Genomic DNA, 17,508 nt, shown 5'->3' with positions numbered 1-17,508 from the left:
TTTAATTATTCCATGAACGTGCTAGAATCCGTTTACTTCATTGGGGAGTAGCCTCTCTGTTTCCAGGGGTTTGCGTCAACATGCTTGGTATTCACCATGGCGTAAACGGTTCTCAAAAAACTTGGCAAGACCTTTGATTATTGCGCTTTCTACATTGGCCGGAAAAGTGCGGTAGTCATTCGTCTCTTTCCGGCCAAGGTGTATTTATGGAAGCACTTCTTGTCTCTACTGGCGTGGTGGCCCTGGCCGAAATGGGTGATAAAACCCAATTACTGGCATTTATTCTTGCTGCCCGCTTTAAAAAACCCCTGCCCATTATTCTTGGAATTCTTGTTGCCACCGTTGTCAATCATGGTTTGGCCGGTGCACTGGGGGGCTGGATTACAGCAGCCGTCAGCCCGGAGATTTTGCGTTGGGTACTGGGTCTTTCTTTTATTGCCATGGCCATCTGGACCCTGATCCCCGATAAAATCGAAGAAGAAGAAACCACGATTGCCGGGAAGTTTGGCGTTTTTGGTGCCACTCTTGTTACTTTCTTCCTGGCCGAGATGGGTGACAAAACCCAGATTGCCACGGTTGCCATGGCTGCCCACTATTCATCACCCGCGCTTGGTGCGCACTTTACAACGTTATTAATGGTTGTTATTGGTACCACATTGGGTATGATGATTGCCAATGTTCCGGCGGTATTTATAGGCGATAAGCTGGCCGACCGCATTCCCATGAAGCTGGTTCATACAATTGCAGCCTGTATTTTTGCCTCACTGGGTGTTGCAACTTTGCTGGGGGCAGGCTCGGATCTGGGCTTTTAGAAATGAATTATAGTAAGATCTGAGCAATTACCATTTGGTGAGTGAACGATAAAATGCGTTACTATTATTTTCTATGTGAATGCCATGCAAGCTGATTTTCTGGTTACAGAACAGCGGGCCGATGGTTATTATCTTTGTATTCAGGGTGACTGGATACTGGATAACTTTGTCGCATTGGAAAAATTCACGAAGCGGTATAAAAAACAGCCTGTACCTGAAAAAATCAGTCTGGATGGCAGTCGCCTTGGCATGCTTGATACCGTTGGTGCATCCAGGCTGATTCAATTGCTGGGACAGGACAATACGCGCCTGCTGTTGCAGGCAGACAGTCCTTTACCGGCAGAAAAGAAAGCGTTGCTCCAAACGGTTGCGCAGGCGCTTGAGTTAACGGACGGGGTCCCGAAAAAGCCTGAAGCCGGCCCAATCAGTCAAATTTTCGGGCAAATAGGGTACTCCGTTACCACGGTGTGGCGGCAATTTATTTCATTGCTGGGGTTTTCCGGGCTGATCCTTGAATCCCTGTTTCGTCTTGTGTGGCATCCCCGTCAATGGCGTTTTACTTCGGTGGTTGCACAGGTGCAAACCAGTGGATTAAATGCCGTTCCCATTGTCATGCTGCTCACCTTTATGGTGGGGGCTGTCATTGCTTTTTTAGGTGCCACCGTCTTGGCCGATTTCGGTGCTTCCGTTTATACGGTGCATTTGGTGGCCTTTTCCAACTTGCGTGAGTTTGCCATTTTACTGACCGCCATTTTAATGGCCGGCAGAACGGCCAGTGCCTTTACGGCGCAGTTGGGCTCCATGAAGGTCAATGAGGAAATTGACGCGCTCAGGGCATCTGGCCTGAATCCGGTCTATCTGTTGGTAATTCCGCGTGTGCTGGCCTTGCTGATTTCCCTGCCCATCCTTACTTTCCTGGGCATGCTGTCTGGCATGTTGGGTGGCCTGGTGGTTTGTATCGTAAGCCTTGAAATTTCCCCGGTTATGTTTATGGATATTATCAGTGAGAATGTGCCGGTCCGTCATTTCTGGATTGGTATGGTCAAAGCACCGATTTTCGCTTTTGTCATTGCCGTGGTTGGGTGTCATGAAGGTTTCAAGGTTGATGGCAGCGCCCAATCAGTGGGGGAGCACACCACTTCCAGCGTGGTGCAATGTATTTTTCTGGTTATTTTGCTTGATGCCTTGGCTGCCTTGTTTTTCATGGAGATGGGATGGTAGGTAAATGGAATGAAAATCCTGTGCCTGTCATCGAGGTCAGGGATCTGGTAAACAGCTTTGGTACCCACGTTGTCCATAAAGACCTTGACCTTGATGTTTACCAAGGAGAAATCATGGGGGTTGTGGGCGGCTCGGGGACCGGCAAGTCGGTGCTGCTGCGATCTATCGTTGGGTTGCTTCGGCCTGCGTCTGGCTCAGTAAGGGTTTTTGGGCAAAACCTGCTTCAGCTTCCCGATCGTGACCGCTCCGCGCTTGAGAGAAAATTTGGCGTGCTGTTTCAGCGTGGTGCTTTATACTCATCCCTGACGGTACTTGAGAATGTCGCTTTTCCCTTAATCGAGCAGGCGGGCCTGAAACGGGCCGATGCCGAGGAAATTGCCCGTTTGAAAATCGCGCTGGCCGGTTTGCCGGCCAAAGCCGCTTATGATTACCCGGCCAGTCTGTCAGGGGGGATGGTCAAGCGTGCCGCTTTGGCAAGGGCCCTGGCACTGGATCCGGCCATTCTTTTTCTGGATGAGCCAACGGCGGGGCTTGATCCTATTGGTGCGGCCAGTTTTGATCAGCTTATCATGACCTTGCGTAATGCCCTGGGGCTCACTATTTTTTTGGTGACCCATGATTTGGATACCTTGTATACCGCTTGTGACCGGGTTGCCGTTTTGTCTGAAAAGAAAGTATTGGCCGTCGATGTATTGGAAAAAATAGAGCAAATTGATAATCCCTGGATTCAGGAATATTTTCATGGTCCCCGAGGAAGGGCGGCCTATCAAGCAGGACACACGTTGTCCCGGGAGTAGAAAAAATGGAACCCAAGGCGCATCACGTGCTGATTGGCATTTTTACCGTTGTCTGTACGGCGGCAGCTTTGTTATTTGCCCTTTGGTTGGGTAAATCCAGTGCTGATAATAATGCACGTTATTACATCATTGAATTTAATCAAGCGGTAAGCGGCTTGTCCAAAGGTAGTGCCGTGCAGTACAGCGGCATCAAGGTGGGCGATGTGGTGTCTTTGTCTTTGAGTCCCAATGATCCAGGCAAGGTACTTGCCCGGGTCAGGATTCAGGCAAATGTACCCATAAAACAGGATGTGACGGCCAAATTAAGTCTGACGGGTATTACCGGCCTTTCAGTCATTGAGTTGAGTGGTGGTTCGCCAGACAGCCCTGAATTGGTGGGAGTGGGTGATGAAGACCCGGTTATTGTAGCAACTCCCTCGGCTTTAATGGCGCTATTGAGTAATGGTGAATCATTAATGTATAACCTGACCGAACTGATTGTGAATGCCAAAAATATTTTGTCTGATGAAAATGCCGAAAAAATTGACAGTACGCTGGATAACATTGAGGAAATCAGCAATTTTCTGTCTGCCCAGGAAAACAATGTGGATAGTTTCCTGGTCGAGTTGACGGCAATGGTCAAACAGGTGAATGGTGCCATGAGGTTTATTGGTGATCTGGCCAGCAGTAGCAATGATTTGCTTAACGAGCAGGGTGCCAAGCTCTTGCAAAATGCCAGCCAAGCCATGAAGTCAGTGGAAAACGCGGGCGCCAATGTTCAGAAGCTGGTTAAAAACAATCAGGGAGCCATTGGTCAGGGTATTCAGGGGTTAAAGGGTATTGGCCCGGCTTTGCTTGAATTCAGGAATGCTTTCGGTGATTTACAAGGCATTCTTCGGCAACTCAGGGAAGATCCGTCCGGGTATCTGCTAAACGGCAATCAAATCAAGGAGTTCAAGCCATGAGAAGGAAATTCAGGTGCATCCTGGCAGTATCGCTGGTTTCATTACTCGGCGCATGTTCAATTCTTCCCGAATCAGACCCACTCATCGTTTATCAGTTGCCAGCTGCCCATGAGACAGTTGTACCGTCTTTTTCAGGTTTGTCAGCCAAGACCTTAAGTGTTTTTACTCCTTATGCCGGCAGTTTTCTTGATTCCAACCGTATTGCCGTTGCACCGGACGGCAATCGTCTTAGTGTTTATGAGGGAAGTCGCTGGAATGATTTCGCACCGGTTGTTTTCCGTAACAGGCTTATCCGGGATATGCGTAGAATCAGCGACCTGAAAGCCGTTGATAATGAAAGGGAAAACCTGTTCGCTGATTATCAATTGCGAGGAGATCTGGTGGATTTTCAGGTTGTTTATCGTAATGAGCAACCCACTGTTGTCATTTCCTTTGAGGCGAGTCTTGTCAACAGCCAAAGTGGCCGGGTAATTGACAGTCGGCATTTCAGTGTTGCCGAACCGGTTGATGGAAGTCAGGTCCCCGAGGTCGTTCAGGCTTTCGGGCAGGCATCAAGCCGGATCAATCATGACATCATTCAATGGGTATATCGGGTGGCCGACAAATGAAGGTGGTTGTTCAGCGGGTACAACAGGCCAGTGTCACGGTTGATGGGCAGTTGGTCGCAAGCATTGGCCCGGGAATGCTGGCGCTGGTGGGGATAAGCCCGGAGGATACGCAAAAAGATATCGATTATCTGGTGCGTAAAATGACGCAATTGCGTATTTTTGATGATGCGCAGGGCGTCATGAATCTTTCTATTCTGGACAAGGGGTTTGAGATTCTGGCCGTTAGCCAGTTTACCCTGTTGGCGGATACGCGCAAGGGCAATCGTCCTTCTTATATCAAGGCGGCCCGTCCGGAAATGGCCTTGCCTTTTTTTGATGGTTTTGTGCAGGCGCTTGAAAAGGCATTGGGTAAGACGGTTCCAAGCGGTATTTTTGGTGCCGATATGAAAGTGGCCCTCATCAACGATGGTCCTGTCACCATTCTCTTGGACAGTCATGATGGGTAATGAAACGGCCTTGCTCAAAGCCGATAATCTGTGCCGGACAGACCCGATTAACAAGGTCATGCTGGTGAAATTCGCTTCCTGTTTGATTTACCCGGGTGACCGTATTGTCCTGTCCGGAAGCTCAGGGTCGGGCAAGAGCGTGTTTTGTCGTATGCTGGCCCTGCTTGACCAACCTGATCAGGGCAGTATTACTTTTAACGGACAGCTTGTAAAACCGGTGGATATTCCACATTATCGTTCAAGGGTGGCTTATATCCGGCAACGCCCCGTCTTGTTACGGGGAACGGTACAGGAAAATCTGGTCTTCCCATTTGCCTTGCGTATCAATCGGGAACGTCGTTTCGATCCAGAAAAAATCGCCCGATTTTTAGCCGTGATCGATAAACCGGACACGTTTTTGCAAAAAAATGCGGCTGACTTATCAGGTGGGGAAAGGCAGCTGGTTTGTCTGTTACGGGTTTTGCAACTGGATCCGGTGATTTTGCTGCTTGATGAACCCACTTCTGCCCTGGATGTGGACATGGCCATGCAGGTGGAGTTATTAATCAATAAATGGATGCAACTGCATGATGAAACCAGGGCTTATGTATGGATCAGTCATGATGAGCAGCAAAAAAAACGGGTTGGGCGGCAAGTCTGGCATATGAATGCCGGTGTATTAACGACAGGTGTTGCATAATGCCTTCTTATATCGAAATTTCTTATCTGGATATTGCTTTGGCCTCTTTGCTGGTGCTGGCCAATGGTTTGATTTCCTTTTTTTTAAAGCTCAAGCTTGAAAAGAGCCTGTTGGTGGCTGCGGTCAGGATGGTTGTTCAGCTGTTGCTGATTGGTTATATCCTGAAATGGGTGTTCAGTCTGGATCAATGGTATGTGGTGCTGTTTATTATTGGCATCATGACGTTGATCGCCGGTATGGCTGCGCATAATCGCAATCGTGTTCAATACGGCGGCATGAGAGTGGATGCACTGGTCTCGGTATGGGTGTCTTCCTGGCTGATAGCCTTGTTGGGGTTGGTGCTCGTGTTGCAGGTACAACCTTGGTACAAGCCCCAGTACGTGATTCCCATTATGGGCATGATTCTGGGCAATACGCTTACAGGCGTGTCATTGGGCTTGGATCGCATTACGCATGAATTGATTCAGAAACGTGAACAGGTGGAAATGATGCTTTCCCTGGGGGCGACCCGCTGGGAGGCTTATAAGGAGCCGGCACAAAATGCAGTGATGGCAGGCATGATGCCAACGATTAACAGCATGATGGTTATTGGGCTGGTGAGTCTTCCCGGCATGATGACCGGGCAGATTCTGGCAGGTCAGGATCCCGAGCAGGCGATCCGTTACCAGATTATTGTCATGTTTTTTCTTAGTGCAGCATCGGCCATCGGTTGTGTGTTGGCCGTGCTATTTGTTTTTAGGCGTTTGTTTTCAAAATCACATAGTTTCATGTATTGGAAACTGCAGGAAAAGTAATCTTCAAAGGAAAGCAGGGAAATGGCAAAGCAGCGTGGCGAGACAGATCCTTCCGTACAAAGCCCCGAGGCGGTTGTACAGGAGGTGGGTACTCATCCTGAAACCGGTTTGAGCAGTTCACAGGCAAGCCAGCGATTGCAAAAGGATGGTCCCAATGTGCTGCGGGCTGCCGTGCCGGTTCCTGGCTGGAAACGGTTTTTGAGGCAGTTTCAGGATCCATTGGTTTATTTGTTGCTGATTGCCATTTTGATTTCCGTGATTGCCTGGGCCGTAGAGGGTTGGGTAGGCTGGCCCATTGATGCGCTGGTGATTTTATTGATTGTGGTGGGTAATGCCATTTTGGGTTATGTGCAAGAGAACAAGGCGCAAAACGCGGTGGCGGCACTGGCAAAAATGACCGAAGTCACGTCTGCCGTATTGCGTGATGGCGTGGTGAGCCGTGTACCCAGTACCAGTCTGGTGGTCGGAGATATTCTCATGCTGGAAGAGGGGGATGCCGTCGGGGCTGATGCCCGGCTCCTTCGTGCGTCGGCCCTGAAAATCCAGGAAGCGTCCCTGACGGGTGAAAGCGAGGCCGTCATGAAAGATGCGGCTCGCCTGGAGCGGGTTTTGCCGTTAGGTGACCGCCTGAACATGATTTTCAAGGGAACCGCGGTAGTGCAGGGCACCGGCAAAGCGGTCGTGACAGCAACCGGCATGGATACGGAAATGGGATCCATTGCGCAAATGCTGGATCAAACCGTTGAAGGGCAAACCCCTTTGCAAAAGGAAATCGGGCATATTGGCCGTATGCTTGGCAAGGCCGTGAGTGCAATTGCCCTGGTCGTGGTGGTCACGGTATTGCTGCTGTCGGAAATAAATAGTCTTTCAGATGTCATTAATGTTCTGTTGCTGGGGGTTTCGCTGGCGGTGGCGGCCGTGCCCGAGGGTTTGCCCGCCATTTTGTCGGTGGTGTTGGCCTTGGGTGTCCAGAAAATGGCCAAGCGAAATGCAATTGTTAAAAAACTCTCTTCTGTTGAAACATTGGGTTCAGCTTCGGTGATTTGTACCGATAAAACGGGAACACTAACCCGTTCGGAAATGATGATTGGGCAGGCGTATACCAGTTCGGGTTATACCGACTTAAGCGGGGTTGGCTATATACCGGAAGGGAGTGTCAGTGTTGATGGTAAGCCCTTGGAGTCAGGGCAGTTACATGCCGAACAGGTGGCTTTGCTGAGCGGTGGCAGCCTGGCCAATAACGCGGATTTGCGCCTGAACAAGGACGGAGAGTGGGAGATCCGGGGAGATCCGACCGAAGCCGCTTTTCTGGTGGCCGAACAGAAACTGAATGTGGCAGAACGCCGTAAGCAGCGTTTTGAAAGGGTGTTGGAAATTCCTTTTAGCTCCGACCGGAAAATGATGTCGACCATTGAAAAAGATCATGAGCATGATGATATGCTGGTCTTGATCAGCAAGGGGGCACCGGACGTTCTTATGCAGCGCTGCACGAAATGCCGCTTGGGGATGGATGTGGTGGCTTTTACCGATGAGCTGAGGGCCAAGGCCTTGGCTGATGTGGATCGTTTGTCCGGGGCCGCTTATCGGACGCTTTCCGTTGCATATCGTCCCATTGGCAGTCATGAGGATCTTGATCAGTTGGAAGCGCTTGAGCAAAACATGATCTTTGTCGGTACGGTCGGGATTATAGATCCTCCGCGTGAAGAAGTGGGACCTGCCATTCAGGAAGCCCATCGGGCAGGAATCAGGGTCATTATGATTACGGGGGATCACCCGCGCACGGCAGCCCGCATCGCACAGGATTTGGGCATTATTGCCGAAGATGAGGGTGCGCTTACCGGTGAAGAGCTTGATCGCCTTGATGAGCAGGCTTTCCTGCAGGCGGTGGACAACGTATCCGTTTTTGCCAGGGTGGCACCAACTCACAAGCAACGTATTGTGGATGCACTGCAAAAGAGGGGACATATTGTGGCCATGACCGGTGATGGCGTTAACGATGCGCCGGCCCTGAAAACGGCTGACATTGGTGTGGCCATGGGGATTACCGGTACTGAAGTCACCAAAGAGGCCGGCAAGATGATTCTGGCCGATGATAACTTTGCCACCATTGTATCTGCGGTGCGTGAAGGTCGTAATATTTTTGATAATATCCGCAAGTTCCTGCGTTATTTGCTGTCTTCCAACATGGGCGAGGTGCTGACCGTGTTTTTGGGGGTGGTGGGTGCGGGCCTGCTTGGTTTGTATTCGGAAAGTGGCGGGGTTGTTGTGCCCCTGATGGCGACCCAGATTTTGTGGATCAATCTGGTGACCGACTCGGGGCCTGCGCTGGCCATGGGACTGGACCCGCAGACCGAAGATGTGATGGCACGCAAGCCGCGTCGGCAAACAGAAAGCACCATTGATGGCAGGATGTGGCTGGGTGTATTACTGGTCGGTCTGGTGATGAGCCTCGCCACCTTGATGACCATTGATTTTTATTTGCCAGGCGGCATGCTGCAGGGTAATGAAAGTCTTGAGCTGGCCCGTACAGCAGGTTTTACGGTGCTTGTTTTTGCGCAGCTATTCAATTGTTTCAATGCCCGCTCGGAATTAAGCAGCGCGTTCACGAATATGTTTGTTAACCGGTGGCTTTTGTGGGCGGTGGGTCTGTCGGCTTTGTTGCAGGTTGCCGTGGTTCATGTGGACTTTCTCAATGTGGCATTCAATACTGTTCCGCTCAGTCTGGAGCAATGGGGAATGTGCATTTTGATGGGCAGTAGCGTTTTGTGGTTTGGTGAAATCCGCAAATTTGTATTGAGACAGCTGGAGAAGTAATTGGAATTCCATCCCGCCGTTATTTTTGTAGCCGGCCTGGTGATTATTATCCTTGGCGCCGAGATGATTCTCAGAAGTGCAGCACGTATTGCCGTCATGCTGCATATCAAGCCGATTATTATTGGCTTGACGATTGTTTCCATTGGTACCAGTACTCCTGAGCTGGCAGTGGGGATCACGGCCGGTTTGAGTGGTCAAGGGGAAATGGCCATTGGGAATATTATCGGCACCAATCTGGTTAATATTCTTTTTATCCTGGGCTTGAGTGCTGCCATTCGAGCATTGCCCATTCAACAACAAAGCCTGAAGCTGGATTTGCCTGTCGTTGTGTTTTGTTCCGTATTTTTGCTTTTTCTGTCTATGGATGGGGTCATTAGTCGGCTTGATGGCGGAATTCTGTTTTTGATGGCCATTGTTTACACGCTTGTGTTGATTCGCATGAGTCATAAAGAGTCTATTGCCGTGCAGCATGAGTTTGTCCAGGAGTTTGGTGCCGAAAAAACCATTACGACCTGGACAGCCGCCACCAAAACCTGGAACCTGATTGTGTTGTGTGCGGGTATGGCTTTATCTGTGTTGGGAGCGGATCTGCTGGTTGATAGTGCGGTCACCATTGCCGAGCATTTCGGGGTTTCCAATGCGATTATCGGTTTAACCATTGTGGCTATTGGAACCTCTTCTCCCGAGCTTGTTACTACTATTTTATCCACCATCAAGAATGATCGGGATGTGGCGATTGGCAATCTGATTGGCAGCAGTATTTACAATATTTTGTTTATCCTGGGTGTGACTGCGCTTGTCGTGCCGGGTGGAATCACTATAGGTCACGATCTTCTCTGGATTGATTTTCCATTAATGATTGCGGTTGCCTTGTTGTGTATCCCCATTCTTAGAAGCAAATCCATGGTGTCCCGTAAAGAGGGCGCGTTTTTTGTTTTGCTTTATTTTGCCTATATGGCTTTTTTGTTGTCGCGTGTTTAGAGAATGACTGTTGAAATTATGCCGCAAACCCTTTCCTGGCAGGAAAACGAAATAAATCATGCTGTCCAGTGGCATTCTGAAAGCGGTGCCAGGCCACCCAGGCGTATTGTGCCTGTGAATGATACTTTGACTGCCGATGAGGCACTTAGGCTGGCGCATGAAGGGGTCGGTTTACTGTGGCAGGGTGATTATCAGAATGCCCGTCAGCTGTTGCAGGCCATGGCACGGCGTCTTGATAAGAAAACGGCCAGAAAAAAAGAAAAAACCGCCACCAGGGAAAACAGTCGTGATGCTTTCAATTTGTACCGTTTGGGGAAGGCTCAACGTGCCCGTCTGTTGGGTATGCTGCTTATTCGAATTGAGCCTGGCTTTCATATCGCGCTTCGTCGCGCTCCTGATGTGCAACAAGCCTGTGAACAAGTGTATGACCATACCGGTGCTTTTGTAGTTTCACTCAGAGAGTTGTTGGGGGTGATTGGTGCTTATGAGTGGCGCCGCAACGGCGTGCCGGTGCCCCAGGCAGGTGGCAAAATCCATCCGTTTTATGGGGTGTTTTCACCGGTACGGGGTGAATATTTGCAGTTGCTCGACCAGGCCCCCTTGCCTGAAGGCTGCCAGACCGCGTTTGATATTGGTACCGGTACCGGTGTTTTGTCAATTATTCTGGCCAAACGGGGAGTACCGCATATTGTGGCGACTGATTTGCAGGAAAGGGCGGTTGAATGTGCCCGTTTCAATATTGCCAATCTGGGCCATGAGGACGTGATAACGGTAGAGCAGCGCAGTTTTTTTCCTGAAGGCAAGGCGGATTTGATCGTTTGTAATCCACCCTGGCTTCCTGCAAAACCATCCTCACCGCTGGAGCAGGCGGTGTATGATCCCGGTAGTGCAATGCTGAAGGGTTTTTTGCAGCATCTACCCGCTCATTTAAACCGGAATGGCCAGGGCTGGCTGATTATGTCTGATTTTGCCGAGCACCTTGGTTTGCGAAGCCCTGAAGACTTGCCTGACTGGATACGCCAGGCGGGATTAACCGTGCTGGAACGGCTTGATATAAAACCGCATCATGCTAAAGTGACCGATGCCACAGACGGGTTGCATGCCGCCAGAAAGGCGGAAGTGACCCGTTTGTGGCGGTTGGGTGTTCAAGACTGAATGGTTGCGCGTAATCAGTGACACTGAAATGTCATGAAATAGGCATCGTCCGGATTGCCCGAACCGGTGGGTGCATGTTGTGATGCGTTGACAACCGATTGCACCCCGCAGGTGGCCTGTGCTGTTTTCATGCACATTTCCCAATTGGGTGGCGTATTGGCATCTGCAGAACATTTAACACCAAAATTGTTTCTGTCAACAACGTCTATGCCGCTGGATGCGCAGCCTGCCAACACGAGGGGAAAAATAGCAAACAGTATTTTTTTCATGGATTTTATCTCCTGGGGACAGTAGTTATTGTAACGAAAATAAGAGAAATTTTTTACTTTTATTGAAATAAAGGATATAGTATTCCAGTAGCTGAAGAAAATTTCTTACTGTTTAAAAGTAATGTAATTTTCTAATGTGTGCACTTGCAATGCAATTTCCCTAATTTGGTAAAAGATGAAATTGTGATTGCAAGGTTTACAATGAGCAATATGGAAACGGGTAACGCCTATTTCAAGGATTTCAATCGCCTATTTCAAGGATTTCAATCATGAGAAAATATATTATCCCTGCTTTGGTCGCACTCACTGCTTCAGCAATGGTTCAGGCGGTTCAGGCTCAGGAAAGAGATACGCGCTCTGCTTGGGCCAAATCCCAGGATATGTATGTAGAGCCCACTTTACGCATTAGAGAATCAACGGTCGTGCTCACCCCCGAGCAGGCCCAGCAACTTAATGCAGGCGCACAACTTCCAGTGGGTTCCTATCAGGCTGATACAACGGTAAAAACAATTGTATATCCTGATGGCCGTACAGAGAGGGTTCAAGAGACCTCTACCACGGTTGTGCCCGCCGCACCGCAAGGTACTGCTCCGGTCCAGGATATGTCTTCGCCTAAGTAAGTTTCAAGACTTCGGTACTCGCCCGGTCTGGCTTTTTAGTCAGAAACTCCAGGCAGTCCATATGCCCGCCTTAAAGGCGGGCATTTTTATTTTCGCTTCTGTTGTCCTGGATGTATTTGGCCCCTGGATGTATTTGGCCATTACTTCATTTTATGTGAATTTCTTTTATTAGAATAAGGTTGCTTTTTAGGCGGAGCAGCGATGAGTGAATCTGGCAGTGATGGTGAATTACAGGAATTGAAGGCTTATAAAAGCCTGTTTGACAGGATAGAGCGACAACCCCTTACGCATGAACAGCGTACTGCATGTGTATCCAGTGCCAGAAATACCCTGGTTTTGGCCGGTGCCGGAACCGGAAAAACCAGTACGCTGGCAGGTCGTGCCGCTTATTTACAGGCCAGTGGCAAGGCCAGGCCAGAGCAGATTCTGTTGCTGGCGTTTGCCCGAGAGGCTGCTCATGAAATGGATAGTCGTATTGCTTCACGGCAGAAGCAAGGGGGCGGGACTGTTCAAGCCAGAACATTTCATGCTTTGGGCTTAAGTATTGTCCGGGAGGTTGAGCAAACCTCGATTGCCTTGTCCGAGTTAAATGATGACACTTGCCTGCAGGCCTATCTTGACAGGGAGTTTTTTCAATTACTTAATGGTTCGGCCCGGTATGGACATCTTGTCTTGTCATGGTTTGATGCCTATGAAACCCAACCTCGTTTTCGGTCCTGTTTTAAAGCGGAAAAAAAATATCGGGCTTACCTGGAGCAGCATGTTTTCAGGTCGTATAACGATGATTACACCAGAAATGTGAGTGAAATGTTGTTTGCCAATGCGCTGGTCGTGCTGGGTATCCCTTATGTTTATCGAGCGCATTATTTCAGGGATATTTATTTGCGTGCTTATGAACCTTATTGCTGCTGCTTTTACTTAAGTACTTATGATTGCTATGTGGAAATTCATGATCTGCCTGAATCATGGGTCATGCATGATCCGTTGGTGGAAAAATACCGCACCAGGGTGCGGGAGATTCATTGCCAGCATGGTACTTTTCTGCTTGAGTTTTACGAGCAGAAAATAGACGCTTCAGGTATTAATCCGTTTGTTGGCATGATTCAGCAGGCCTTGGGTCTTGGGCCGGAGTGTTTGCCCATTTCAGACAAGTTGTTTCGCTCACCTTCCCGTTTACGTCATTTGGTGCATTTGCTGAAGTCGGCGCTGCTGGCGGCCCGGTCAGGGCATCAAAATTTGTCAGTCATGCGGACCTTGCTGGAAAATAAAACCGATTTTCAGCACCGCTATCAGCGGATTTTGCTGGACTTGTTAATTCCCCTGGCCCAGTCACATGAACAATATATTCTGGACTCTGGAAAAATTGACTATGCCATGATGATTGACAGGGCGATCCGTTACGTTCAGGAGGGTAAGTATATCGCTCCATGGAGCGATATACTGATCGATGAGTTTCAGGATTTGTCTGCCCAGCGCTATGCGTTGATTAAGGCGCTAAGAGTGCAAAATCCACAGATACGGCTTTTTTGTGTGGGCGATGACTGGCAGGCCATTTATCGCTTTGCTGGCAGTGATATAGCGTATACCTCTAAGTTTGAGACCTGGTTTGGTAAGGCAAGGTGTGTGGCGCTGCGTCATACATTCCGGTTCAATAACCGGATTTCGGATGTGGCCAGCCGCTTTGTACTGGAAAATCCCTCACAAACCCGTAAGTGTCTGATTGCCGGTGTGCAGCAGACCGGGCCGGCTGTGAGTGTGTTGGATGAAAAACAAGGGGTGGCGGGTGTCTTGCGGGAGATTGTCCTGAAGCACGGTGATCAGCCAGAGAAAACCGTATTGATCCTGGCCCGTTTCAGGCATTTATTGTTGCCGGCTTCTGCCTTGCAAGCTTGGGAACAGCAGTTTTCGGGATTGCATTTGAGGGGGGTAACGGTGCATGCGGCAAAAGGACAAGAGGCCGATTATGTTATTGTGCTGGGTTTGAATAATGGTGAGTTCGGGTTTCCATCGGGTAAAGTGTCCAACTTATTGCAAGAATCTTTGTTGCCTGAAGCGGAAGATTTTTCGCAGGCAGAAGAGCGGCGTTTGTTTTATGTGGCATTAACCCGGGCCAGAAAGCATGTTTACCTGATGTATGAGCCTGATCATCCTTCAGCGTTTGTACTTGAACTGTTAGAGAATGGTTATGCGATAGAAGTGCAGAAAGATAAAGACCCGCAAGTGGGCAGGATATTATCTTCCTGGTGTCCGGGGCCTTTGCCGATGTGGAAAGACCTTCCATGGGTTTCGTTTAAACAGAGACTGAAAACGACTTTATGTCGTTTAATTGGGTTTGATAAAAGTGCGTGAATCGTGATAGTTCAGGAAATCCAGCCCGGTGTGAAAGCTGTTTTCATCTGAGCAAAAGAAAATAACCGTATCTTCCGATTGCATGTTGACCAGCACGGATTCCATTTCGTCTTCAATGTCCAGTGATTCGTCCAGTGAAGCAACGTGAATATCATTGCCCTGTTCAAAACGCTCTTTGGGGACCAGGGTGGTAATTTCTTCGAAATCGGTTTCACCCAGGATGAAATAAACATTCAATGACAGATTTTCCACTTCACACTGGATTTCTATACCATGTTCGAGGGGGCGGATTAAAGTGCTTTGCAGTTCCATGGGGTAGCGCTGTTGTTATTATTGGGGAGCCATTAAATTGGTTGGGGGGGGTACATCGGCAGGCATCGAAGGGGCACCGTCATAGGCACCCTTGCTGGCGCAAGCGGCAAGTAGGGCGGTAACAGCCAGTAGAAGCAATTTGTTTTTCATGATTTATAATGAACGTGTAAGAGGTGTTTGATGGGTGCTTAATGCATGACTGCCTATTGTAATCCAATTTAAGGTTTGCTTTTTTGATGACGCGCAAGATTATTCATGTTGACATGGATGCCTTCTATGCTTCTGTCGAGCTTAGAGAGAATCCATCGTTGCAAGGCAAGCCGGTTGTGGTTGCCTGGGATAGTGCCCGCTCGGTGATTTGTGCCGCGTCGTATGAGGCCAGGAAATACGGTTTGCGTTCGGCCATGTCAGTGGCCAGGGCCAGGCAATTATGTCCGCAGGCCATTTACATTCCGCCCAATTTTGATCTTTACCGCTCGGTTTCCCGGCAGGTAAGGTCGGTGTTTGAATGTTATACCCACAAGATAGAACCTTTGTCACTGGATGAGGCTTATCTGGACGTCACCTCAAACCTCAAGAATCTGCCTTCTGCCACCGAGGTCGCCAATGCCATTCGGGCGGATATTTTTTCGCTGACTGGATTAACGGCTTCGGCGGGTGTGGCACCTAACAAGTTTTTGGCAAAAATTGCTTCAGATTGGCATAAACCCAATGGTATTTTTGTTATTTCCCCTTCCAAAGTACAGGCTTTTCTGGCACCGCTGCCATTGCAGAAGATTCCCGGTGTGGGCAAAGTGACCCTGGCCAGGTTTCATCAATTGGGCTTGTTTACGGTTAGTGATCTTTTACGCTTTAATGATGCTGAGTTGGCCTATCATTTTGGCAAATTCGGCTATCGCCTGTATCAACTGGCACGAGGGGTTGATGACCGGCCGGTGGAATCCAATCAGCCAGCCCGGCAAATCTCAACAGAAACCACCTTTGAAGACGATATTGCGTTTGGGCAGGTAGAGACCTTTCTGGCCGCATTGTGCACCAGGTTATGGGGGCAGTTGCTTAAAAAGAAAAAGTTTGGCTATACAGTGACATTAAAGCTTAAAACAAACACGTTTCGCATAATTACCCGTTCAAAGACCTTTTCTGTTCCGCTGCACAGTCAGGCTCACTTGCTTCAGGCGGGTCAATCTTTGTTGGAGAGGGTGGATGAAGATCTCAGGCGTTATCAGTTTCGTCTGGCGGGTATCGGTGTCAGCCATTTTCTTGAAGACGGGCAAGGCGGTCAGCAATTGTCCCTGCTGTAGAGGGGGTGATAATGGGCTAACCCGCGCTACGTCATGGTTGTTCTGTGTGGCGCGGGTGAGCCTGTCAGGCTTATGCTTGTTGTGAGTCAAGCCAGGCCTGGCTGGCGGGTGGTTTGAATTACATGATACGAGCTTTGAGTTGTTTGGACAGCTCGGACATGTCGGCGCGGCCGGCCAGTTTTTGTTTGATGATGGCCATGGCCTTGCCCATGGCAGGCGCACCACTGACGCCTTGCGCGGCGACTTCTTCGATGGCGGCAGTAATGACGGCAATGATTTCTTCCGGACTGGCCTGCTCGGGCAGGAACTCACTAAGCACTTGCATTTCCGCTTTTTCTGCCTCGGCGGTTTCGGTGCGTCCGGCTTTTTCGTAAGCGGAAATGGATTCTTTTCTTTGTTTGATTTGCTTTTCGATAATGGCCAGAATTTCGTCGTTGGACAGTTCTTTGCGTTCATCGACTTCTTTTTGCTTGATGGCAGCCTGCAATAAACGCAGGGTACCCAGGCGCTCGGATTGTTTGGCGCGCATTGCATTTTTAATTTCTGCCGAGATGGTTTGTTTTAAAGAATCAGACATGAAAATTCCAGGGGAATGTTAAGATAGGGTTATATTATTACGCAGTTTTTTATAGGCATCAACATGACAGCGCTGGTAACTGAAAGAATACTTGTTCCCGGAAATAAGGACATCAGGCAATTATTCGTTATTTTTTTTGATGATATACGACAAAAAGAGAATCTTGATGTGCTGGTGCAGCAAATATGCCAGCATTTTGAAAATGCGGCTGTGGTCGCGGTTTGTCATTATCCGGTTCAGGCCAATAAGCCTGATTCCTGGGAGGCAAAGCTGTTGCAGCATATAGCCCTGTCAGAGGCGGAACTGGCGCAGATGGTTATGCAAAGTGATGAACAATATCTTGCTTATCTCAATGAAAAAAGGCAAGAATTTGGGCTTCCCGTAGAGGCAACCGCCCTGATTGGGGTGGGCTATGCCGCGAGCGTGGTGCTTGAATTGACCAAAGCCGAACAGGTTCCGGCGGGGCGGGTTATCACTTTTGGCGGGCGGTATGTACAATTGCCTGAGTCCCTTTCCCTAGAGCAGACAATTCATTTATTGCATGCTGATGAAGACGAGAAAATCAACATTCATTTTGCCCGTGATACCCACCTTCATATTGATCAAATACAGGGTGATGCAACGGTGGATATTGCCAATAAAACCAAAAATTCACTGGATCCGGTACTGAGCAAGAGAATGATAGAGCGGCTGCTGACTTGTGTGCCTTTAAGGTTCTGGCAAGAAGCCGATAGTGGCGAATACGAATTGCGTCCGACCGGTCCAGAGGCAGATGATAAAATTCATTGATAAAAATTTATTGATATAAATTAAGGCCTGGTCAATAAAA

19 protein-coding genes and 1 riboswitch are annotated in these 17,508 nt (G+C 49.0%); of the genes, 15 read left to right on the top strand and 4 right to left on the bottom strand.

Going from position 1 to position 17,508, the window contains the following annotated elements; genetic code table 11:
- Positions 1 to 28 precede the first annotated feature (28 nt).
- Positions 29 to 205, top strand: a riboswitch (yybP-ykoY riboswitch).
- Position 206: 1 nt separating this feature from the next.
- The 11 genes from HCX92_RS10005 to HCX92_RS09955 all read left to right on the top strand — a co-directional run bounded on the left by HCX92_RS10005 (position 207) and on the right by HCX92_RS09955 (position 11,251).
- Positions 207 to 812 (top strand): TMEM165/GDT1 family protein, encoded by a 606-nt coding sequence (locus HCX92_RS10005; protein ID WP_169294824.1) that lies wholly within the window; start codon positions 207 to 209, stop codon positions 810 to 812.
- 84 nt (positions 813 to 896) lie between these two features.
- Positions 897 to 2,033 (top strand): ABC transporter permease, encoded by a 1,137-nt coding sequence (locus HCX92_RS10000; RefSeq protein ID WP_169294823.1) that lies wholly within the window; start codon positions 897 to 899, stop codon positions 2,031 to 2,033.
- Positions 2,027 to 2,830, top strand: a complete 804-nt coding sequence (locus HCX92_RS09995; RefSeq protein WP_169294822.1) for an ABC transporter ATP-binding protein — start codon at positions 2,027 to 2,029, stop codon at positions 2,828 to 2,830. Before HCX92_RS10000 ends, HCX92_RS09995 begins: the two co-directional genes overlap by 7 nt.
- A gap of 5 nt (positions 2,831 to 2,835) precedes the next feature.
- On the top strand, positions 2,836 to 3,774 hold the full coding sequence (locus HCX92_RS09990) for an MlaD family protein (protein ID WP_169294821.1): 939 nt from the start codon (positions 2,836 to 2,838) through the stop codon (positions 3,772 to 3,774).
- Positions 3,771 to 4,382, top strand: coding sequence for an ABC-type transport auxiliary lipoprotein family protein (locus tag HCX92_RS09985; RefSeq protein WP_169294820.1), 612 nt, complete (start codon positions 3,771 to 3,773; stop codon positions 4,380 to 4,382). The genes HCX92_RS09990 and HCX92_RS09985 overlap by 4 nt, the downstream gene beginning before the upstream one ends.
- Positions 4,379 to 4,828 (top strand): D-aminoacyl-tRNA deacylase, encoded by a 450-nt coding sequence (dtd, locus tag HCX92_RS09980; protein ID WP_169294819.1) that lies wholly within the window; start codon positions 4,379 to 4,381, stop codon positions 4,826 to 4,828. The genes HCX92_RS09985 and dtd overlap by 4 nt, the downstream gene beginning before the upstream one ends.
- Positions 4,818 to 5,507, top strand: coding sequence for an ATP-binding cassette domain-containing protein (locus HCX92_RS09975; RefSeq protein ID WP_169294818.1), 690 nt, complete (start codon positions 4,818 to 4,820; stop codon positions 5,505 to 5,507). Before dtd ends, HCX92_RS09975 begins: the two co-directional genes overlap by 11 nt.
- Complete coding sequence (gene fetB / locus HCX92_RS09970) at positions 5,507 to 6,301, top strand: iron export ABC transporter permease subunit FetB (RefSeq protein WP_169294817.1); 795 nt, start codon at positions 5,507 to 5,509, stop codon at positions 6,299 to 6,301. Before HCX92_RS09975 ends, fetB begins: the two co-directional genes overlap by 1 nt.
- A 21-nt stretch (positions 6,302 to 6,322) precedes the next feature.
- Positions 6,323 to 9,115, top strand: coding sequence for a cation-translocating P-type ATPase (locus HCX92_RS09965; protein WP_169294816.1), 2,793 nt, complete (start codon positions 6,323 to 6,325; stop codon positions 9,113 to 9,115).
- Complete coding sequence (locus HCX92_RS09960) at positions 9,116 to 10,096, top strand: calcium/sodium antiporter (RefSeq protein WP_211182353.1); 981 nt, start codon at positions 9,116 to 9,118, stop codon at positions 10,094 to 10,096.
- Between the two features lie 3 nt (positions 10,097 to 10,099).
- Positions 10,100 to 11,251 (top strand): class I SAM-dependent methyltransferase, encoded by a 1,152-nt coding sequence (locus HCX92_RS09955; RefSeq protein ID WP_169294815.1) that lies wholly within the window; start codon positions 10,100 to 10,102, stop codon positions 11,249 to 11,251.
- A gap of 14 nt (positions 11,252 to 11,265) precedes the next feature.
- Here HCX92_RS09955 and HCX92_RS09950 read toward each other — a convergent pair whose 3' ends face one another.
- Positions 11,266 to 11,520, bottom strand: a complete 255-nt coding sequence (locus tag HCX92_RS09950) for a hypothetical protein (protein ID WP_169294814.1) — start codon at positions 11,518 to 11,520, stop codon at positions 11,266 to 11,268.
- 269 nt (positions 11,521 to 11,789) lie between these two features.
- On the opposite strand from HCX92_RS09950, the gene HCX92_RS09945 reads away from it, so the two are divergent.
- Together HCX92_RS09945 and HCX92_RS09940 are read left to right on the top strand one after the other, a co-directional pair.
- Positions 11,790 to 12,140 carry a hypothetical protein gene (locus HCX92_RS09945; RefSeq protein WP_169294813.1) on the top strand — a complete coding sequence of 117 codons (351 nt, stop codon included), beginning with the start codon at positions 11,790 to 11,792 and terminating at the stop codon, positions 12,138 to 12,140.
- A gap of 201 nt (positions 12,141 to 12,341) precedes the next feature.
- A complete protein-coding gene (locus tag HCX92_RS09940; protein WP_169294812.1) occupies positions 12,342 to 14,489 on the top strand; it encodes a UvrD-helicase domain-containing protein in 2,148 nt (715 codons plus the stop codon).
- Here HCX92_RS09940 and HCX92_RS09935 read toward each other — a convergent pair.
- Together HCX92_RS09935 and HCX92_RS14990 are read right to left on the bottom strand one after the other, a co-directional pair.
- Complete coding sequence (locus HCX92_RS09935; RefSeq protein WP_169294811.1) at positions 14,463 to 14,801, bottom strand: hypothetical protein; 339 nt, start codon at positions 14,799 to 14,801, stop codon at positions 14,463 to 14,465. The two genes, HCX92_RS09940 and HCX92_RS09935, sit on opposite strands and share 27 nt — an antisense overlap.
- An 18-nt stretch (positions 14,802 to 14,819) precedes the next feature.
- Positions 14,820 to 14,951 carry a hypothetical protein gene (locus tag HCX92_RS14990; RefSeq protein ID WP_256368584.1) on the bottom strand — a complete coding sequence of 44 codons (132 nt, stop codon included), beginning with the start codon at positions 14,949 to 14,951 and terminating at the stop codon, positions 14,820 to 14,822.
- An 86-nt stretch (positions 14,952 to 15,037) separates the two neighbouring features.
- Here HCX92_RS14990 and dinB point away from each other — a divergent pair, with 86 nt between their 5' ends.
- A complete protein-coding gene (dinB, locus tag HCX92_RS09930) occupies positions 15,038 to 16,102 on the top strand; it encodes a DNA polymerase IV (protein WP_211182352.1) in 1,065 nt (354 codons plus the stop codon).
- A gap of 118 nt (positions 16,103 to 16,220) precedes the next feature.
- On the opposite strand, the gene HCX92_RS09925 is transcribed toward dinB, so the two are convergent.
- On the bottom strand, positions 16,221 to 16,679 hold the full coding sequence (locus HCX92_RS09925; RefSeq protein WP_169294809.1) for a GatB/YqeY domain-containing protein: 459 nt from the start codon (positions 16,677 to 16,679) through the stop codon (positions 16,221 to 16,223).
- Positions 16,680 to 16,742: 63 nt separating this feature from the next.
- Here HCX92_RS09925 and HCX92_RS09920 point away from each other — a divergent pair, with 63 nt between their 5' ends.
- Entirely contained in the window at positions 16,743 to 17,468 is a 726-nt protein-coding gene (locus tag HCX92_RS09920; RefSeq protein ID WP_169294808.1) for a hypothetical protein, read from the top strand.
- The last annotated feature ends 40 nt before the right edge of the window (positions 17,469 to 17,508 follow it).

It is taken from the genome of Advenella sp. EE-W14 (assembly GCF_012923605.1).
Lineage (GTDB): Bacteria > Pseudomonadota > Gammaproteobacteria > Burkholderiales > Burkholderiaceae_B > Advenella > Advenella alkanexedens.
Note: the sequence above shows the minus strand (reverse complement) of the source record. Positions and strands in the feature narration are given on the sequence as shown.

Excerpts from the sequence above, each read along its gene's own strand:
- HCX92_RS09985 (WP_169294820.1), top strand. The coding sequence starts at position 3,771 with ATGAGAAGGAAATTCAGGTGCATCCTGGCAGTATCGCTGGTTTCATTA.
- HCX92_RS09995 (WP_169294822.1), top strand. The coding sequence starts at position 2,027 with ATGGTAGGTAAATGGAATGAAAATCCTGTGCCTGTCATCGAGGTCAGG.
- dtd (WP_169294819.1), top strand. The coding sequence starts at position 4,379 with ATGAAGGTGGTTGTTCAGCGGGTACAACAGGCCAGTGTCACGGTTGAT.
- dinB (WP_211182352.1), top strand. The coding sequence starts at position 15,038 with ATGACGCGCAAGATTATTCATGTTGACATGGATGCCTTCTATGCTTCT.
- HCX92_RS09965 (WP_169294816.1), top strand. The coding sequence starts at position 6,323 with ATGGCAAAGCAGCGTGGCGAGACAGATCCTTCCGTACAAAGCCCCGAG.
- HCX92_RS10000 (WP_169294823.1), top strand. The coding sequence starts at position 897 with ATGCAAGCTGATTTTCTGGTTACAGAACAGCGGGCCGATGGTTATTAT.
- HCX92_RS10005 (WP_169294824.1), top strand. The coding sequence starts at position 207 with ATGGAAGCACTTCTTGTCTCTACTGGCGTGGTGGCCCTGGCCGAAATG.
- HCX92_RS09940 (WP_169294812.1), top strand. The coding sequence starts at position 12,342 with ATGAGTGAATCTGGCAGTGATGGTGAATTACAGGAATTGAAGGCTTAT.
- HCX92_RS09935 (WP_169294811.1), bottom strand. The coding sequence starts at position 14,801 with ATGGAACTGCAAAGCACTTTAATCCGCCCCCTCGAACATGGTATAGAA.
- HCX92_RS09990 (WP_169294821.1), top strand. The coding sequence starts at position 2,836 with ATGGAACCCAAGGCGCATCACGTGCTGATTGGCATTTTTACCGTTGTC.
- HCX92_RS09920 (WP_169294808.1), top strand. The coding sequence starts at position 16,743 with ATGACAGCGCTGGTAACTGAAAGAATACTTGTTCCCGGAAATAAGGAC.
- HCX92_RS14990 (WP_256368584.1), bottom strand. The coding sequence starts at position 14,951 with ATGAAAAACAAATTGCTTCTACTGGCTGTTACCGCCCTACTTGCCGCT.
- HCX92_RS09925 (WP_169294809.1), bottom strand. The coding sequence starts at position 16,679 with ATGTCTGATTCTTTAAAACAAACCATCTCGGCAGAAATTAAAAATGCA.
- HCX92_RS09955 (WP_169294815.1), top strand. The coding sequence starts at position 10,100 with ATGACTGTTGAAATTATGCCGCAAACCCTTTCCTGGCAGGAAAACGAA.
- HCX92_RS09945 (WP_169294813.1), top strand. The coding sequence starts at position 11,790 with ATGAGAAAATATATTATCCCTGCTTTGGTCGCACTCACTGCTTCAGCA.
- fetB (WP_169294817.1), top strand. The coding sequence starts at position 5,507 with ATGCCTTCTTATATCGAAATTTCTTATCTGGATATTGCTTTGGCCTCT.
- HCX92_RS09950 (WP_169294814.1), bottom strand. The coding sequence starts at position 11,520 with ATGAAAAAAATACTGTTTGCTATTTTTCCCCTCGTGTTGGCAGGCTGC.
- HCX92_RS09975 (WP_169294818.1), top strand. The coding sequence starts at position 4,818 with ATGATGGGTAATGAAACGGCCTTGCTCAAAGCCGATAATCTGTGCCGG.